At 44.2% G+C, this 17,311-nt stretch carries 18 protein-coding genes; 6 read left to right on the top strand and 12 right to left on the bottom strand.

What is annotated here, in order from left to right:
• The 3 genes from A3860_RS07450 to A3860_RS07440 all read left to right on the top strand — a co-directional run.
• Nucleotides 1-699, top strand: a 699-nt coding sequence (locus A3860_RS07450; protein WP_216823395.1) for a hypothetical protein, incomplete at its 5' end; no start/stop codon positions are given.
• Nucleotides 700-925: 226 nt separating this feature from the next.
• Nucleotides 926-2,374 carry a DUF1800 domain-containing protein gene (locus A3860_RS07445; protein WP_081145916.1) on the top strand — a complete coding sequence of 483 codons (1,449 nt, stop codon included), beginning with the start codon at nt 926-928 and terminating at the stop codon, nt 2,372-2,374.
• A gap of 31 nt (nt 2,375-2,405) precedes the next feature.
• On the top strand, nt 2,406-3,605 hold the full coding sequence (locus A3860_RS07440) for a DUF1501 domain-containing protein (protein ID WP_081145915.1): 1,200 nt from the start codon (nt 2,406-2,408) through the stop codon (nt 3,603-3,605).
• An 86-nt stretch (nt 3,606-3,691) separates the two neighbouring features.
• On the opposite strand, the gene A3860_RS07435 is transcribed toward A3860_RS07440, so the two are convergent.
• Complete coding sequence (locus A3860_RS07435; protein ID WP_081145914.1) at nt 3,692-3,898, bottom strand: hypothetical protein; 207 nt, start codon at nt 3,896-3,898, stop codon at nt 3,692-3,694.
• Between the two features lie 325 nt (nt 3,899-4,223).
• Nucleotides 4,224-6,212 (bottom strand): DNA topoisomerase (ATP-hydrolyzing) subunit B, encoded by a 1,989-nt coding sequence (gene gyrB, locus A3860_RS07430; protein WP_081145913.1) that lies wholly within the window; start codon nt 6,210-6,212, stop codon nt 4,224-4,226.
• Between the two features lie 278 nt (nt 6,213-6,490).
• Here gyrB and A3860_RS40460 point away from each other — a divergent pair, with 278 nt between their 5' ends.
• Together A3860_RS40460 and A3860_RS07420 are read left to right on the top strand one after the other, a co-directional pair.
• A complete protein-coding gene (locus tag A3860_RS40460) occupies nt 6,491-7,069 on the top strand; it encodes a MerR family transcriptional regulator (RefSeq protein WP_143773984.1) in 579 nt (192 codons plus the stop codon).
• A gap of 99 nt (nt 7,070-7,168) precedes the next feature.
• The gene (locus A3860_RS07420) at nt 7,169-7,696 is read left to right on the top strand and encodes a hypothetical protein (RefSeq protein ID WP_081145912.1); all 528 of its coding nucleotides are present in this window, start codon (nt 7,169-7,171) and stop codon (nt 7,694-7,696) included.
• A 15-nt stretch (nt 7,697-7,711) separates the two neighbouring features.
• On the opposite strand, the gene A3860_RS07415 is transcribed toward A3860_RS07420, so the two are convergent.
• The 7 genes from A3860_RS07415 to rsfS all read right to left on the bottom strand — a co-directional run bounded on the left by A3860_RS07415 (nt 7,712) and on the right by rsfS (nt 14,253).
• Nucleotides 7,712-8,812, bottom strand: a complete 1,101-nt coding sequence (locus tag A3860_RS07415; protein WP_081145911.1) for a mechanosensitive ion channel family protein — start codon at nt 8,810-8,812, stop codon at nt 7,712-7,714.
• A gap of 91 nt (nt 8,813-8,903) precedes the next feature.
• Complete coding sequence (locus tag A3860_RS07410) at nt 8,904-9,731, bottom strand: hypothetical protein (protein ID WP_081145910.1); 828 nt, start codon at nt 9,729-9,731, stop codon at nt 8,904-8,906.
• Nucleotides 9,731-10,510 carry a UDP-2,3-diacylglucosamine diphosphatase gene (locus tag A3860_RS07405; RefSeq protein ID WP_081145909.1) on the bottom strand — a complete coding sequence of 260 codons (780 nt, stop codon included), beginning with the start codon at nt 10,508-10,510 and terminating at the stop codon, nt 9,731-9,733. Before A3860_RS07405 ends, A3860_RS07410 begins: the two co-directional genes overlap by 1 nt.
• Nucleotides 10,511-10,948, bottom strand: coding sequence for a gamma-glutamylcyclotransferase family protein (locus A3860_RS07400; protein WP_081145908.1), 438 nt, complete (start codon nt 10,946-10,948; stop codon nt 10,511-10,513).
• A gap of 68 nt (nt 10,949-11,016) precedes the next feature.
• The gene (locus tag A3860_RS07395) at nt 11,017-11,652 is read right to left on the bottom strand and encodes a LutC/YkgG family protein (protein WP_081145907.1); all 636 of its coding nucleotides are present in this window, start codon (nt 11,650-11,652) and stop codon (nt 11,017-11,019) included.
• Between the two features lie 5 nt (nt 11,653-11,657).
• Nucleotides 11,658-13,715 (bottom strand): ATP-dependent zinc metalloprotease FtsH, encoded by a 2,058-nt coding sequence (gene ftsH / locus A3860_RS07390; protein WP_081145906.1) that lies wholly within the window; start codon nt 13,713-13,715, stop codon nt 11,658-11,660.
• Nucleotides 13,716-13,851: 136 nt separating this feature from the next.
• A complete protein-coding gene (gene rsfS / locus A3860_RS07385) occupies nt 13,852-14,253 on the bottom strand; it encodes a ribosome silencing factor (RefSeq protein WP_081145905.1) in 402 nt (133 codons plus the stop codon).
• Between the two features lie 200 nt (nt 14,254-14,453).
• Between rsfS and A3860_RS07380 the strand changes: the two genes are divergently transcribed.
• On the top strand, nt 14,454-15,212 hold the full coding sequence (locus A3860_RS07380) for a biotin--[acetyl-CoA-carboxylase] ligase (RefSeq protein ID WP_245843491.1): 759 nt from the start codon (nt 14,454-14,456) through the stop codon (nt 15,210-15,212).
• Between the two features lie 135 nt (nt 15,213-15,347).
• Here the strand turns inward: A3860_RS07380 and A3860_RS07375 are convergent, their stop codons facing one another.
• From A3860_RS07375 to A3860_RS07365, 3 genes are read right to left on the bottom strand one after another with little or no spacing between them, the layout of a single operon-like run.
• Nucleotides 15,348-16,235, bottom strand: coding sequence for a DUF5777 family beta-barrel protein (locus tag A3860_RS07375; RefSeq protein WP_081145904.1), 888 nt, complete (start codon nt 16,233-16,235; stop codon nt 15,348-15,350).
• A 36-nt stretch (nt 16,236-16,271) separates the two neighbouring features.
• Nucleotides 16,272-16,838 carry a YceI family protein gene (locus tag A3860_RS07370; protein WP_081145903.1) on the bottom strand — a complete coding sequence of 189 codons (567 nt, stop codon included), beginning with the start codon at nt 16,836-16,838 and terminating at the stop codon, nt 16,272-16,274.
• Between the two features lie 25 nt (nt 16,839-16,863).
• Nucleotides 16,864-17,301, bottom strand: coding sequence for an OB-fold protein (locus A3860_RS07365; protein ID WP_081145902.1), 438 nt, complete (start codon nt 17,299-17,301; stop codon nt 16,864-16,866).
• Between the last annotated feature and the right edge of the window lie 10 nt (nt 17,302-17,311).

The following is a 17,311-nucleotide window of genomic DNA, read 5'->3' as shown; positions in this document are numbered from 1 at the left end:
CATATTTGCGTTACCAAAAACCAAAGTATTATGCTACAGAAAAGTTTACTCATGATCGCTTTCGCTTTTTCTCTATTTACAACCGCCCATGCCCAGATCAAAAAAGGAGGTATCTGGCTGGGAGGCAGTGTTGGCTATTCGGAAACAAAAACAGATAACCCGGGAACAACGACAGACCCTAAATCCAAAACGATTGGTGTTTATCCGGCCATAGGCTTTGTAGTTAAAGACAACCTTGTATTCGGTATTGCGCTGAACTATAACAACTACAAAACTGAAGACAACGCATACATAAAAGAACAGAAAGATAAAGGTTTTGGCGGTGGCGTTTTCCTGCGCCAGTATGTGCCCATCGTTAACCGGTTATATATTTTCGGCCAGCTAAATGCCTTTTACGGAAGCACCCGTTCTAACTGGACCCAAAACGATTATTCTGGCCCAACAAAATACAAAAAAACAAGCTGGGCTGGTAACTTAACCGTATCCCCTGGTGTATCCGTTGCCATCAATAAAAGTCTCCACCTGGAAACAGGATTTAGTAACCTGTTCTATGCATCGTATTCAAAAAATAAACAATCATTAGATATTTCAGCGCCGGCATCTGAAACAAAATCGAGTTCATTTTCAATGGGAGCAAGCCTGGAAAACGCCTCTACGTTCTATGTAGGTTTCCGCTTCCTGCTCAACAACAAAGGATAATATTCCCTTTTCATAGCAAGGCCGCCCCGATAGTTACCGGGGGCGGCCTTGCTCTTTTTACTGATCCTGCACCTCTTTTGCCAGCGCCCGCCTTATTTTAGCCCACAAACAGCCGCCGGCTTGCAAAAAGCCGCAACTCCTGAGCGGTTCTTATCAAGAGCAGATTAATTTGCAATAATTCGTTAAACTTTTAACAATTGGTTCAGTCACAGGCAAAACGCCCATAATGATTGTAACACCCCAGTTGAAAAATCAACACCTTCTATGGCGTGCCGGCTTTGGCCCAATGGCCGAAGAATTTCAACAGTTGGCAACCGCCTCGCATAAATCCTACGTTAACTCACTGTTCAAAGCATCTGCAAAAGGCCCCGACATGATCGATGTTGCCGACAACGCCATCAAAGGGCTTGTAATGGGCATACAGGAAGCGGGCATGCGCAAACGCGATGAAGACGAAATGCAGCGCAGAAAGCTTCGCCAGCAATCACGTGAAAACATAAAAAGTCTCAACCTCACCTGGCTTAACCAGATGGTGAACAGTGAACAACAGTTACGGGAAAAGATGGCCCTTTTCTGGCATGGCCATTTTGCCTGCCGCAACCTTAATATACTTTACCAGCAACAACTGCTGGATATCATCCGCCAAAATGCACTGGGCAATTTTGGCGACCTGTTACGCGAAGTGAGCAAAAGCGCTTCCATGATCAATTTCCTCAACAATAATCAAAATAAAAAGGGTCATCCCAATGAGAATTTTGCCCGTGAAGTGATGGAGCTGTTTACTATGGGCCGGGGCAATTATACTGAGAATGATATTAAAGAAGCGGCCCGCGCATTTACCGGCTGGGGTGCTACCATGAGCGGCGAATTTGCCTTCAGAAAATTTCAGCACGACGATGGCACAAAGACCGTACTGGGCAAAACAGGCAATTTCGATGGCGATGATGTGCTGAACATTTTACTGCAGCATAAACAAACTGCCACTTATATTACCCGCAAAATATACCGCTACTTTGTGAACGATGTACCCGATGAAGGGCATGTAACGTGGCTGGCCGACCGTTTTTATCAAAGCCATTATGATATAAAGGAATTGATGACCGATATATTCACCAGCGACTGGTTCTACGATGCCCAAAACATCGGCTGCAGAATTAAATCGCCGGTTGAATTGATCGTTGGCATTCGCCGGGCATTGCCCATGAAACTCGAAAACGAACAGGTACAACTGTTATTACAACGAATATTGGGTCAGATCCTGTTTTACCCGCCCAACGTAGCCGGCTGGCCCGGTGGTAAAAACTGGATCGACAGTAGTTCACTGATGTTCCGCCTGCGCATCCCCCAATTGATCTTTGATAATGATGAAGTAGCCCTGAAACCAAAAGATGACGACGACCAAATGATGGGCATGATGGATGTAAATAAGAAGGGAATGGGTAAAAAAGGCGGCCAGGTAATTTCAGCTGCAGTAGACTGGGAAACCTATCTGAAGAAATTTGAGAAAGTGCCACGCGAAAAATTACTGAGCTCCATCTCGGGCATATTGATACAGGGCGCTCCACCCGTCGATGAAAAAATACTGAACAAATATGTTGACGCCTCAAGCCGGGAAAGCTATATCAAGACAGCTACCATTCAATTGATGAGCTCACCGGAATATCAATTATGCTAATAGAAACCTTAACAACCCAAGAACTTATTGTATGATCATAAAACGCAAAGAATTTTTACAAATAGGCTCTCTTGCCACAGCATCTATGATGCTGCCCAAATTTTTAAAAGCCTTTGAACGGCCAGCATTGGTGCCACCCGGCAATAAAGTGGTGGTGGTTTTACAATTAAGCGGCGGTAACGATGGCCTGAATACCGTAATACCTGTTCGAAATGACATCTACTATAAATCACGGCCCCGCCTTGGAATTACCAAAGAACAAGCCTTGTTGTTAACCGATGAAGTGGGCCTGCATCCGGCATTAACCGGCTTAAAAGACCTGTACAATGATGGCAGCCTGGGTATTTTGAACAGCGTGGGATATCCCAATCCCGACAGGTCACATTTCAGAAGCATGGATATATGGCACAGCGCCAGCAATAGTAATGAGTATGTGTATTCAGGTTGGGTAGGCCGTTATCTCGATGCGCAATGTGCCGGTTGCGATAAACCCACACAAGCCCTTGAAATAGACGATGTGTTAAGCCTGGCAATGAAAGGTGAACATGTAAAAGGATTAGCCATGAAAGATCCCCGGCGGCTGTTCACTTCGAGCAATGAAAAATATTTTAAAGAAGTGGCGGCAAGCCATGCTGTCAATAATGATGAAAAACCGGTTGACTATCTGTATAAAACAATGGCCGAAACGGTGAGCAGTGCTGATTATATTTATAAACAAAGCCGTATTCACCCAAGCAGTACCGACTATCCCCGGTCAGATATAGGCAATAGCCTGAAAACAATTGCCAGCCTTATTTTTTCAGACATCAACACCAAGGTATACTACCTGTCGCTGGGAAGTTTTGATACGCATGTGGCGCAGGAAGGACAGCAAAAAAGATTATTCACCGAAATGAACGAGGCCATTACCGCATTTGTAAAAGACCTCAAAAGTAATAATCGTTTTCAGGATGTAATGCTTATGACCTTTTCTGAATTTGGCCGCCGGGTATCGCAAAATGCCAGTGGCGGAACCGATCATGGCACGGCCAATAATATGTTCCTGGTGAGTGGTGGTTTGCAGCAAAAGGGCGTATTAAATGCATTGCCCGACCTGGCCGACCTGCAGGAAGGAGACCTGAAATACAAAGTAGATTTTAAAAATGTATATGCAACGATCCTGAATAAATGGCTGCAGGCAGATGACAAAAAGATATTAGGCAGCCAGTATGATTACCTGAACTTTATCTGATTCACTCAATAAGTAAAAAGACCGAAAGTCAGCACCCAGTTACATTTCATGTAGGCTGTATGCTGACTTTCTTCTTTATAATGTAATTATTCCCAGCCTTGTTTGGCAACACCGGCTTTTATGGCTGCCAATGCTTTTTCTTCGCCCAGTAACGTGGTTAATTTATTTCCTTTGCCATCATGTCCCTGTGCCATATAAGCGCCTTTGGCAGTTTTGGTAATAACTGCATCCTGAATAGGCACATTCTTTTCTTTTGTTTTTACGTTGTATGCAGTGAGCGTAATTTCCGACATAGTTTAGTTCTTTTACGTAGTTAGTAGATTTTAAAAGTTGACATCTTCTCTTACAAAATCTTAGCCAGAACACTAAAATAGTGTTTAAAGATAAGAAAATCCGATATGCCAATGTGATATTCCCCGCTAAAGTCTGAACAAGTTATGCTAATAAGCCATTTGTAATTTGTAAATGTTATAATTAGTTAATGTCTGTTCTTCAAATTAATTGCGTGCCACAGACGCTTACACGACTAAAAACAAAATGTGCTAATGAAAATCATAATTTGTTTTCATTAGCACAACATGTCCCGCTATGCGGGAATATTAAACCAGCTAATTATTCTTACACGTCGAGACGTGCATATTTAGCATGACTTTCTATGAACTCACGGCGTGGCGCTACTTCATCACCCATCAGCATGCTGAAGATGCGATCGGCTTCGGCAGCACTTTCAATAGTAACTTTCTTCAACGTGCGGCTGTCGGGATTCATGGTAGTTTCCCATAATTGTTCCGCATTCATTTCACCCAAACCTTTGTATCGCTGAATACCAACGCTTTCTTCTTTTCCGGCACCCAGTTTTTCTACCAGTGCTTTGCGTTGTTCTTCATTCCAGGCATATGCCTGCTCCTTACCTTTTTTAACCAGATACAACGGTGGTTGCGCAATGTACACATAACCCTGCTCAACCATTTCTTTCATATAACGGTAAATGAAAGTAAGGATCAGCGTGGCAATGTGACTTCCGTCAACATCGGCATCGGTCATGATGATCAACTTGTGATAACGGAGCTTTGTTAAATTCAACGCTTTGGGATCTTCAGGCGTACCAACTGTTACACCCAGCGCCGTATACATGTTACGAATTTCCTCATTCTCGTAGATCTTATGCTCCATGGCTTTCTCCACGTTCAGGATCTTACCACGTAATGGCAAAATGGCCTGGAAGGCACGTTCACGGCCCTGTTTGGCTGTACCACCGGCCGAGTCACCCTCAACCAGGAACAACTCGCAACGCTCAGGATCACGGTCACTGCAATCGGCCAGTTTACCAGGCAAACCGCCACCGGTTAACACCGATTTCCGTTGCACCAGCTCGCGGGCTTTACGTGCAGCGGCCCTTGCCTGTGCAGCCAGAATAACCTTGGAGATGATATTTTTTGCATCCTTGGGATTTTCTTCCAGGAATGCTTCCAGTACTCTTGAAACAGTTGAATCAACCACCCCACTTACTTCACTGTTACCAAGCTTTGTTTTTGTTTGTCCTTCAAACTGCGGCTCGGGAACTTTTACTGATATGATGGCGCTTAAGCCTTCGCGGAAGTCATCGCCTTCAATTTCTACCTTGGCTTTTTCAAAAAGGTTCTGGCGATCGCCATAGCTTTTGAACACGCGGGTAAGTGCACGGCGAAAACCTGCTACGTGCGTACCACCTTCAATGGTGTTGATGTTATTCACATACGAATAAATATGCTCATTATAGCTGTCGTTATAGGTTAACGCTACTTCAACCGCAACATTGGTATCCTCATCTCTTCCTTCCACGTAAATTATGGTGGGCAGAAATGATGTGCGACCGGCATTCTTATCAAGCATCTCTACAAACTCAACAATACCGCCTTCGCTGTAAAATGTTTTGGTATAAGTAGTGCCGTTTTCGTCTTTTTCGCGCAGATCATTTAACGTAATGCGTATGCCCCGGTTCAGATAGGCCAACTCACGTAAACGGGCTTCCAGGATATCTGTTTTGTAAACAGATGCAGTAAAAATGGAAGTATCGGGCCAGAAGTGTGTATGCGTTCCGGTCTTGGAGCTGGCGCCAATTTCGCGCACGGCGTATTGCGGTATACCTATAGCATATTCCTGTTCAAAGATCTTTCCTTCACGTTGAACGGTTACATGCAATTTGGAACTAAGTGCGTTCACGCAACTTACACCCACCCCGTGCAAACCGCCGGAAACCTTATAGGTGTTCTTGTCGAACTTACCCCCAGCGTGCAGTACTGTCATTACCACTTCCAGGGCGCTTCGTTTTTCTTTGGCGTGCATGCCCGTAGGGATACCGCGGCCATCATCATCAACTGAAATCGAATTGTCTTCATGAATGCTTACCTCAATGTTCTTACAATAACCGGCCAAAGCTTCGTCGATTGAGTTATCGACTACTTCGTACACAAGGTGGTGCAGCCCCTTCTCGCCAATGTCGCCAATGTACATGGCGGGGCGTTTGCGGACCGCTTCCAAACCTTCTAAAACCTGTATGCTATCTGCTCCGTAACCGTTATTGGCATTATTGGCAGCAATAGGAATTTCCGTAGTTTCTGTAGCCATATTTTCGAGTGGAATGATCTTGCAGTTTATAAAAAATTAATCCTGCAAATTTACTAAAAATTAAAGGGTTTTGCCCTTATTTAGGTCCCCTTTTTATGAACTTTTTTCCTGACCTCAAAAGCCCCAACAGCCTGTGTTTTAAGCAATAAAAGAACCAGTTTTCCACATTATTTAACAATCGTTGATAAGTTGTGCCAATACCCGCGTTTTGGCCTTTGTACCTTTACTGCACGATATTTGATAGCTTATACAATTTTACCAGGTTATCAATTGGAATTATGGACAACCGCAATTACTCCCAGATTACATTTGAATTCAGTGAAGTGCCTTCCTCGCCGGAAAATGAAGCGTCTGTGGGGGTACGGGTAAAAACATTAAAAACGGAACCGGAAGCCGTTAAAAACAGCGCTCCGGAGCCTGTAGAGGCAGAACCGGAGCAGGAACCGGCAACTGTGCCTGCCAAAAAATCGACCCGGGGCCGCAAATCGTTAAAAGCCCTCGATGCCGAGGCTGACCTGGTAAATATCCCCGACGATGAAACCCTGTTCCAACGCCAGTATTACTCCATTGGAGAAGTGGCCGACATGTTCGGGGTGAACCAGTCGCTACTTCGCTTTTGGGAAAATGAATTCGATATCATTCAACCCCGCAAGAACCGCAAAGGCGACCGCCATTTCAGACCGGTTGATATTAAAAATCTGGAACTGATCTATGATCTGTTACGCCGCCGTAAACTTACCATCGAAGGCGCAAAGGATTTTCTGAAGAAAAGCTCAAGGGCGAAAGAACATTTTGAAATGATCCAGTCACTGCAATCACTTAAAGGATTTTTGCTTGAAATAAAAGCCGCGTTGTAGTAGTAAAATTCATTATGTAATCTATACTCAATTGATGCGGAAAAGTTTTATTTCGCGTTCTTAAAAAATCTGTAAATTCCATGTAACAATTCGCCTTCTATGTGGAAATATATGTCCATAGCTCTTACCCTGATTTGTCAGTATCACGCCCATGCACAATCCGTGTCTGATAATATACTTCCCGGCAACTGGTATGTAGTTCGATGGGAAACAACAGACCGCCTGCTCGATTTTCAGGATACCGCCGCCAGCATGAAATACATGGTCGACAATTTCAAACAAAAGAATAAAGTACAGGCCATTTTAAAAACAGACAGTATACGCATGCGGCAGGAACTTCGCAAAGTGCTCACCGCAGCAGCGGCCATCCGGTTTAAACTGATCTTCAATAAAGACAAATCCTTTGTGTGGACGGGCAGCAACGAAAACAACGCCCAGTACAAAGGCACTTATTCGCTGGGGCCCAATAACCAGTCAATTGTATTAACTTCTTTCGACGGCCTTAGCAAAGCATACCGCACCATGTCGTTGAAAGTGCACACCCTTCAGGCCGATAAATTGACAATAGAAATTCCTTCCGAAGAGCCCGGTATAAAACAAAGCAAGTTCACTTTAAAGAAAATGTAAGCAGCCTTTACTCTTTTACACAATTTGTTTGGCTTCCACTTTACCACCCTCTTCTTTGGTGGCCAGCCTGATATTCATTTCTTCCATCAGGTTGATGAGCGTAAGGTTCACCTGTTGCCGCAATTCGTTAAAATCGGCTACCGGAATAGGTGCAGTGAAGAATTCAACATGTATGATGAAAGCATTCTTAGAAATATCTGCCAGGAATACCATATGATTTTCAACCTTGTCTTTTCGCTGGTTAAAAACATTCTTCACCCGTTGCACAAACTGGTTTACGGTATCATGTGGCGTTTCGGCATGCAGTTCGAGCAATACCAATGCCCGCCGCTGGGAGCGAAGAGATAAATTATCGAGAATACTGTCGACCATTTGTTTATTGGGAACTGTAACGTAGGTCTTTTGATCGGTCCTGATACGAGTGCTTCGCAAACCTATGCGTTCTACCGTACCGGTGATCTCATGCACTTTTACCTGGTCGCCCATGGTAAAGGGCCGGTCGAAAAAGATGATAAAGGAAGCGATCAGGTTCTCGAGGCTTTCGCGGGTAGCCAGGGCAATGGCCGCTGTGGCAATACTGAGCCCGGTAAGCAGATTACTGATGTTATAATGGAAAGCAAATTTCAGGATCATTAATATGCCCAAAATGACCAGTACCACTTTAAAAAAGTCCTTGAAAAAAACGATCAGCTGATTGTCGCTAGGGTCATTCGTTTGATCGGCCCTGTGATGCAATATCATGGTTATGAAATCCATGATCCGCAGCAGCAGCCATATGAATGCAATGATGAGAACAATAATGGAAATGGCATCAACGAACTCATGTACATTGGCCTTGTAAATATCAACATTCAGTAATTTGGGAAAGGTAAGTTTGTCAAGTGCAATTATACTGAACAGCACCAACAGGAAAACCTCCAGCGGCGAAACAACCAGTTTTACAAACGAGGATTTATCAACCCCGCGCACTATGCGCCGCACCACACCAAATAATACACCGGCAATGTAACGCGATAATAATCGTTTGAATAAAAAGATCAACAATAAAGATCCGGCTACAATGAGGTAGCTCCTGATTGAGTTATCGAGAAAAATCTTATCTAAAAAAGATCCCATTCTTAATTATTCAGTGGCTTTAAAACTTTTTCAAAGTTATAAACTTTAAAAAAGCTATTTCTTTAAAAAATTATAATGTTATGATAAGCAATCAGCGATATGAAAATACTTCCAGCCGGTTTTTACGCAACACATACAGGTTGCCGGGTGTTATCTCTATTTTTTGCGCATCCTGCATACAAACCGGAATGGGGTAATTCTGCAGGTTCAGGGTGCCGGGTTCATAGCGGTACAACATATTGGCATCTCTCCCATACATGGCATTACCAATTACGGTAAAGTCGGTCCAGCCTTTTAACTGAATGCGGTTCTTGAAAGCGCCGTAATAATCGAATAAATAAACGCCTTTCAATGAATCGTACAGGTATACCAACCGGTTCTGGTCAACAATAAATTGTGGTGAAGGAGCTGAATCCACGATCAACCTGAAATCGGTCGACTGGTCAAGTATGCGGCCATCTTCCCCGATCCGTTTTAATTTGCTTTCGAGCTCATCATATACCCAAATGTTATTATCATATGACTGGCCAATTGCATTTACCTGAAATAACTGCTGTTTTCGAAGATCTATGGTGGTCCGGGTGTTCAAAAACCGGTCCAAAACAACGATGGTACCAAAATCGCGATAGTATAGTAAAACACGCAGGGGATTTGTAACATCCATCAGGTACAACTTTCCATATTGCCGTACATTATTGAATACGGCAATGGAATCACCGGCCGGGCCTGTTTTCTTTATTTGTCCGGTGTTATTTATGATATACAGGTTGCCCAGGTTGTCGACGGTAAAATCGGTTACCTGATCGCCGGCGAGCCTGTTAAATACAAAAAATGTATCGGTTGTTAGCGTAGTGGTTTGTGCGCAGGCTGTCTTGCACCAATATAAAAAAGTGGTTAATATGATCAACGAGCGGAACACTAATGGCGAACGATTTTGTTTTCCAGTTCAGGATAACGGGTTTTAAGTACCAGATGTTGTCCATCGAAAACGGCATAAGTATAATACCTGATCCAGTCGCCCAGGTTAATATACCGGCTGCCACCCTTTAGAGTGAAATCAATGGGCAGGTGCCGGTGCCCGAATACGAGGTAATCGTAATGCTGCGCTTTAAGAATGTCTTTGCAATAAGTGATCAGCCACTCCCCTTCTTCCCCATAGAATTTATCATCTGCGTTACCGGTTACGGTGCGGCTTCTGCGGCTGAGGTAATTGGCCAACCCCATTCCTATATAGGGTGGTAAAATACCAAATAACCACTGGCATACAGGGCTGCGGAAGATCTTCTTCATGAATTTGTAACCATGATCGCCAGGCCCCAGGCCATCACCATGACCAACCCAGAATTTTTTATGATTGAATTCAAAAGCGCGGGGCTCAAAATAAACAGGGATGTTCAGCTCCTGCTGAAAATAACTCTTCATCCACATGTCGTGATTGCCTACAAAGAAATGTATGGGAATACCTGAGTCGGTTATTTCGGCTAGCTTTCCCAGTAAGCGTACATATCCCCGTGGCACAACAGTACGGTATTCGTACCAGAAATCGAACATATCGCCCACGATAAAGATCAGGGCTGCATCTTTTCGTATTTCTTCCAAAAACTCAACAATGCGTTTTTCCCGCACCAGGCTGGCTGCATGGTCGGGACTACCTAAATGAAAGTCGGAGAGAAAATATATTTTTTTATCAGGTTGCATTTATTTCCCTATTCGCATTTTATAGGCCACATAATCGCCCGACTCAATTCTCGGTTCATTGGTGACGGGCCTGTTGTACCAATACATCCAGGAGGTTACTGCCGTATTTTTGAACAGCACATTCACCAGTTCTCTTCTGTATAACGGTATTCCTCCCGGCTCTACCAGCAGGCCTTCGTAATCGTCAAGTTGTTCCATGACCCAGCCGAATTCTTCCACCTGGGCAATATGATATAATTCGCCGATTATAAAATATTCTTCCGTACAGGGAATAGCAGCGGGGTATTCACCCATATCGAACAACTTGCCCTGCACGGTGCCCATGCCGTCAAAAACAAAATACCGGCTTATATAATTATAAACCGAATTATGGAAGCCGCTGCGCAGTGACCCATAAACAAAAAGCCTGTAAATATCGGGTTGCATGAGATTGGTCATAAAACGTGAAAAGGTGTACCAGCTGGCGAATGAAAAGCCACCGACGCTGATTTACACTTCACGATCTTTTATTGATCAACAAGAAATACATATACTTCTTTGGGACCATGTATCCCTACAACCAGCGTTTTTTCAATATCAGCGGTGCGGCTGGGACCCGTTGCAAATGTGATCAGGGAGGGAAGATTGCCGGCATATTTTTCCCTGGCCTTCAATAAAGCATCTTTTACATCATATACCAGTTGACTGGTATGGGCAATGCAAATATGCACGGGCGCATATACACTTACGGTACGGCCACTTTCCTGGGCAGCCGACATAACAATGCTACCCGTACGCGCAACCAGCCATTCACAGGTAGTAATGGCGGTATCGCAGGAGGCCAGGTCGTTGTGGGAATAATTATTGAACTGATTTTCTGCCAACGTTTTCCGCAAACCTTCTTCCCTGCAGTATATTTTGTCCCATTTGTTGTTTGCAACGATCAAATTAAGCTGGCTCACCAACTCTTTATAATTCTCACAAAAAACAAATTTTCCCTGCAGGTTGGTGAACCGCTGTGCAAATTCCAATCCAAGGTCCTGCTGGGAAGGTTGATATACCGAACTGCTGTTATCAACTTGCGGAAAAGGGAGAGGCGTTGAATTATTCAACGCCTTCTTTATTTTATTCAGAATATTTTCTCTAGCCTGAGAAACGTTCATAGCTATCAGGTGGCTGGGTGATTGGTTACATTACTGTCATAAGGAGGTACACCTTCGCTGATGGCGCCTTCTGTATGGCCTTCACCATCTACATCCAGCGTTTTCTTATCAGTGAATGGCCGTTTACCGATCAATGCTTCCACATCACTCTGGAACAATACTTCTTTTTCGAGTAAGGCTTCGGCCAGCTTTTCTACCTGTGCCTTTTTCTCGGTGAGTAATTGTTTTGTTTTTTCATACGCATCTTCGATCAGCTTACGCACCTCTTCATCAATGATCTTCGAAGTTTCCTCTGAGTATGGCTTGGTAAATGAATTTTCCTGGGCGGGATCGTAAAAGCTTACGTTACCCACTTTATCATTCATCCCATATATTGTAACCATCGAATATGCTATGCGGGTAATTTGCTGCAGGTCGTTTTGTGCGCCGGTTGATATTTTATGGAAGAAAATATCTTCACTGGCACGGCCGCCGAGCGTCATACACACCTGGTCCATTAACTGATCTGTATTGTACAGGTACTGTTCTTTCGGTGTGTACTGTGCGTACCCCAGGGCAGCAACCCCTCTGGGCACTATCGTTACTTTCAACAATGGATAAGCATGTTCGAGGAACCAGCCGCAGATAGCGTGACCTGCTTCGTGGTAGGCGATGATGCGTTTTTCGTCGGGCGAAATGATCTTGTTCTTCTTTTCCAAACCACCGATCACCCGGTCAACTGCATCCTGGAAATCGTCCATTTCAACTGATTGCTTTCCTTTACGGGCGGCTATCAGCGCGGCTTCGTTACATATATTGGCGATATCGGCGCCGGCAAAACCTGGTGTTTGTTCGGCCAGCTTATGGATATCAACTTTTTCAGAGATCTTGATGGGCTTCAGGTGCACTTTGAAAATGTGCTCGCGGCCTTTCAGATCGGGTTTGTCGATCGAGATCTGACGGTCGAAACGGCCAGGACGCAATAGCGCGCTGTCCAACACATCGGGGCGGTTGGTAGCTGCCAGTACAATGATGCCGCTTTCACCGCTAAAACCATCCATTTCAACCAGCAACTGGTTCAGGGTGCTTTCGCGTTCGTCGTTGCTCATGATCGCGTTCTTGCCACGTGCACGGCCAATGGCATCAATTTCATCAATGAAAATGATACAGGGTGCTTTTTCACGGGCTTGTTTGAACAGGTCACGAACACGGCTGGCGCCCACCCCAACAAACAGTTCCACAAAGTCGCTACCGCTCATGCTGAAGAAAGGGACCTGCGCTTCACCGGCCATGGCTTTTGCCAGCAGGGTTTTACCGGTTCCGGGAGGCCCCACCAGTAATGCCCCTTTTGGTATTTTACCACCGAGTGAAGTATATTTCTTGGGATTCTTTAAAAAGTCAACGATCTCCATCACTTCTACCTTGGCTTCATCGAGACCGGCCACATCGGCAAAGGTGATGTTTACTTTAGTGCCTTTATCGAACAGGGTAGCTCTTGATTTTCCGATGTTAAAAATACCACCGGGGCCACTGCCGCCGGAGGCGCCACCACCCATTTTTCGCATTAGCATTACCCAAATGAGCACAATAACTACTAAGGGTAATAAGAATTGAATTATAGAACCAAACCATTCTCCTTCCTGTATGGGAATATTGGCAACCCGGGTAAGTTCGGGATGCTTGTCGAAGTAAGCGTTCAGTTCCTTATTGAAATCATCGGCTTTAATGACCTTGAACTCAAAATGAGGGCCTTTTTCGGGAACACTTGGCCAGTTTTTCGAAAACTGATCTTTGTATTTATCTAACCTTTCTTTCTTGATAAAAACCCGAACCGTATTTTTATTGGTAACTGTATTAAGCTTCTCTACATCCCCATTATCCAACATTTTGTAAAACTCGAGGTCGGTAATGGTTTTGGCATCTGGAGCAAAGGAACCAAATAACTGAAAGCCTACTAAAACAGCAAAAATGATAGCCCAAACCCAGTAAATATTGAATTTTGGACCTTTTCGCTGGCCGCCGTCATCGCGGGGACGTAAGCGGGGGAAATTGCGGTCGTTTTGTCTTGACTCGTCCTGTGACATATTATGTAGCTTGTCCTTGTTTTCTATTGTAAATATTATTAATGATCGGTAGCACAAAAATGTTCGCCTAAAAAGCTGTTAGTTAATGATTATTTCGCACAAACCAGCATTTTAACATTAATTTTTGCAGTGGAGCTTAATATTCTTCGCCTTCCGCGTCATTCCACATTTCTTCAAGTTTATAGAATTTGCGGGTTTCGGGCAGCATTACGTGTACCACCACGTTTACATAATCGACTAATATCCAGTGAGCTGACTGTTGCCCTTCGCTATGGTAGGGGGATTCTTCCATTGTTTGTTCAACATGATGCTCCACAAAGTCAGCAATGGCTTTTACCTGAGTGGTACTGCTGGCTTCGCAAACAATAAAAAAGTCGGCAACAGCTTCGGGAATTTTACGGAGGTCCAGCGCAAGAATATTCTCTCCCTTCTTTTCCTTTATGGCGTGAATGATTGCTTTGAAAAACTTTGAATTTTTTGTTAACCGGGCTACACTTTTTCGCTTACGACGGGTAGCTAACAATGAAACTTGTTCCAATAATCCTGTGTTTAAATGATCAATTGTGTTTATTCATCTGGTAGTGAGGAGAGCGCTGCTTTTGGCTCTATTCCCTTCCCTGACCGGGGGAAGTACTACTGGTATTTAAAATACGAATAAATTCGCTTATTACCACATCATTTCTCTCTAAACGATCATCGGTAATACCTATTTTCGCACATCCCAAAAATAATAATCTTTTGTCACATCCTGGTCAACAGGCGCCTATTGGTCATCCTTATATAATATTACCGACCATTGACAGCACCAACAACTATGCCATGCAACAAATACAAGCCGGATTGGCAAGTCATGGCGCCACCTGGTTTGCCCTTGAACAAACAGCCGGTAAAGGTCAGCGTGGAAAAAGCTGGTTAACAACCCCTAATCAAAATATCATGCTTAGTGTGGTCGTTACGCCCGGCTTATTGGCCACCCGCCAGTTCTGGCTGTCGGCTACAGTAGCCCTCGCCTGTTATGATTTTTATAAAAAATATGCCGGGGATGAAACCCGAATTAAATGGCCAAACGACGTGTATTGGCGTGACAGAAAGGCAGGTGGAATTTTGATAGAAAACGTATTTCGCGGATCAGATTGGCTATATGCCGTGGTGGGTATAGGAATTAACATTAACCAGGTCGTTTTTGACCCCGCCCTGCCTAACCCGGTTTCGTTGAAACAGATCACCGGAAAAGATTTTGATGCCACTGAAATGGGCCGGGAGCTTTGCCAGGCGCTGGAAAACCGGTATCGGGCATTACAGGAAGGTGATATGGAAACCATCATGACCGAATATCAGCAAGTGTTATACAAAATGCATCAACCGGTTACACTAAAGAAGGGAACCATTTTGTTTGAAACAACCATCACAGGTGTTTCTGATACCGGCCGGCTGCAAACCAAAGATGTTATTGAGCGGGAATTCGACTTTGGGGAAGTGGAGTTTGTAATTCGATGATCCTTACCAGTTCGGTATCACCCTTTACGGCCAGGTGTGCCACCAACCGGGCTCCATCAGGTTCCCGAATAAAAAGAGGCTGCATCATACTTTTGATACAGCCCCGCTTTGCTTATCACTGTTTTTCCACCATGTTTATCTTTTCTTCCTTACCTGAAACACCCTCGACAGGTTAAATCCGAAACGGATATCCCCTTTCCAGAAATTGTCGGTAGTGCCGGTCAGGAATGCTTTTTCGTTCATACCGGTACTGTTGCTGAAGTGTAACTGAAATACGTGACCGCCGGTTTCAATATCAAAGCCAACAGATAGCGGATCTTTTGTTCCCGGTTCGCGTCCGGCCAGTATAGGATGATAATCCACCACGAACGCGGTACGTTTTGATAGTTTCAGGCGGGCGCCAATGCCCAATGCCCAGGTATTATTTTCATCATTAGCATTGGTGACCAGGTTGCGGTGCACCAGAATGGGGCTCAATTGCATACTGAAGGCCTTGCTGAACTTGCGGCCGATGATCACTTCATGATAATACGCAATGCGGGAAGAGAAATAATTTTTGCGGGCAGTATCGGTCCACTTCATGGTTTGCAATGTAGCGCCCGATACCCATACTATAGAAACCGGCGAACCGCCTTCTGACTGGCGAACAGGCCTGAATTTCAAAAAGGCATCCAGTTCCTTATTGAGTGTGCTTCTTCCAACACCTACGGTTAAATTGTCGGTTATACCATAATCGAATCCCATGCGCATGCTGGCCTGGTCAAGACCAAAAAAATTATCGGCTCCCGCGCTTAACAGGCCAAAACGGTGCAGAATGCGCACATCCAGCACGCCTTTACCTATAAGTTCCATTGACTGCCCGTTTATTACACGCGATGATTTAAAGGCGCCTGTTGACCATGTTTTCTGTTTGGCAGCCGTTGAATCCTTTACCAGGTTTAACAGGTCCTGGTCCTGCGCTATAGTATTGCCTGCCAGTAAAACAAAGCAGGCGGTAAGCATTATGTGGGTTATTTTGTTCATATCGGTTGGTTTTTTAGTGAGTGGCCGGTAAAGTACTTATTTCAGGGGTTCCAGCGTACAGTTCACAGTTATAGTCACTGTATTCGACATATTTTCTTTCACCAGTTTGGGTATGGCGATATTATAATCTGACATCAGGATAGTAAAATCTGAACTGGCAAGCAGTTTGCCGCCTTTTACGGTGATCTTTCCATTAGTTTCTACATCCTTAGTTTCACCATGCAGCGTGAGCTTTCCTTTTACATGCGCCGTATAAACACCATCTTTGGTATAGGCTATATCGCTGTTATTTACAATTTGCCCGCGAAATTCGGCTTTGGGATATTTATCACTTTCCACGTAATCCTCATTGAAGTGTTCCTGCATCAGGGCTTTTTTAAATTCAAACCCTTTCATCAGTACGGCAAATTGAATGGCTCCGGTTTTTGGATCAAGCACACAGGTTACACTGCGATGATCGGCCTGTATGATTTCAATGGCGCCTTTTGATAAAAAATGTATAGACCCGCTTTTTGTGAAATACTTGTCCTGGGCTATTGTTGTAGCTGCGGCCATTAAAATAAGACAGCAGAAAAGAAAGTCTTTCTTTATCTGTAGATTCATTGTAACAATATTTGGTTTACTAATGCTAATTGGCAATAACGCAACGGTTGAGTTGAACATCTGAACCCAGCAGCCCGGTTTCGTCTTTGTTAAATCCGGTGATGGCGCCTTTAATAGTTATTACGGCCCCCCGGTGCAATGCACCGGTTAGGGGATGAGCGCTGCTGTCGAGCACACAACGTACGCTATTCATATCTGCCGTATCGCCCAATACAATGGTGCCCTGCGCCGATTCAATATTTTTGATCATCCCTTTTACTGATAAGATCTTGTTCAGGTATTTTTTATTGGCAGCATCTTCATTGCTAACAAATTCATTGATCAGGGCTGTGGCATTTACTGAATAATCGGCCCGTACCTCAGCAAGCCCCTGTACGGTCCTGTTATATTGATACCAGCCATAAACGGCAGTCATCATTATAATTAACACTATACCTCCAATGATAATCCTCTTTTTTGTCATGAATACTTAC

The sequence above is a fragment of the Niastella vici genome, assembly GCF_002077945.1.
GTDB classification, from domain to species: Bacteria; Bacteroidota; Bacteroidia; order Chitinophagales; family Chitinophagaceae; genus Niastella; species Niastella vici.
The sequence above is the reverse complement of the archived record's forward strand: the minus strand, read 5'-3'. Positions and strand labels throughout refer to the sequence as shown.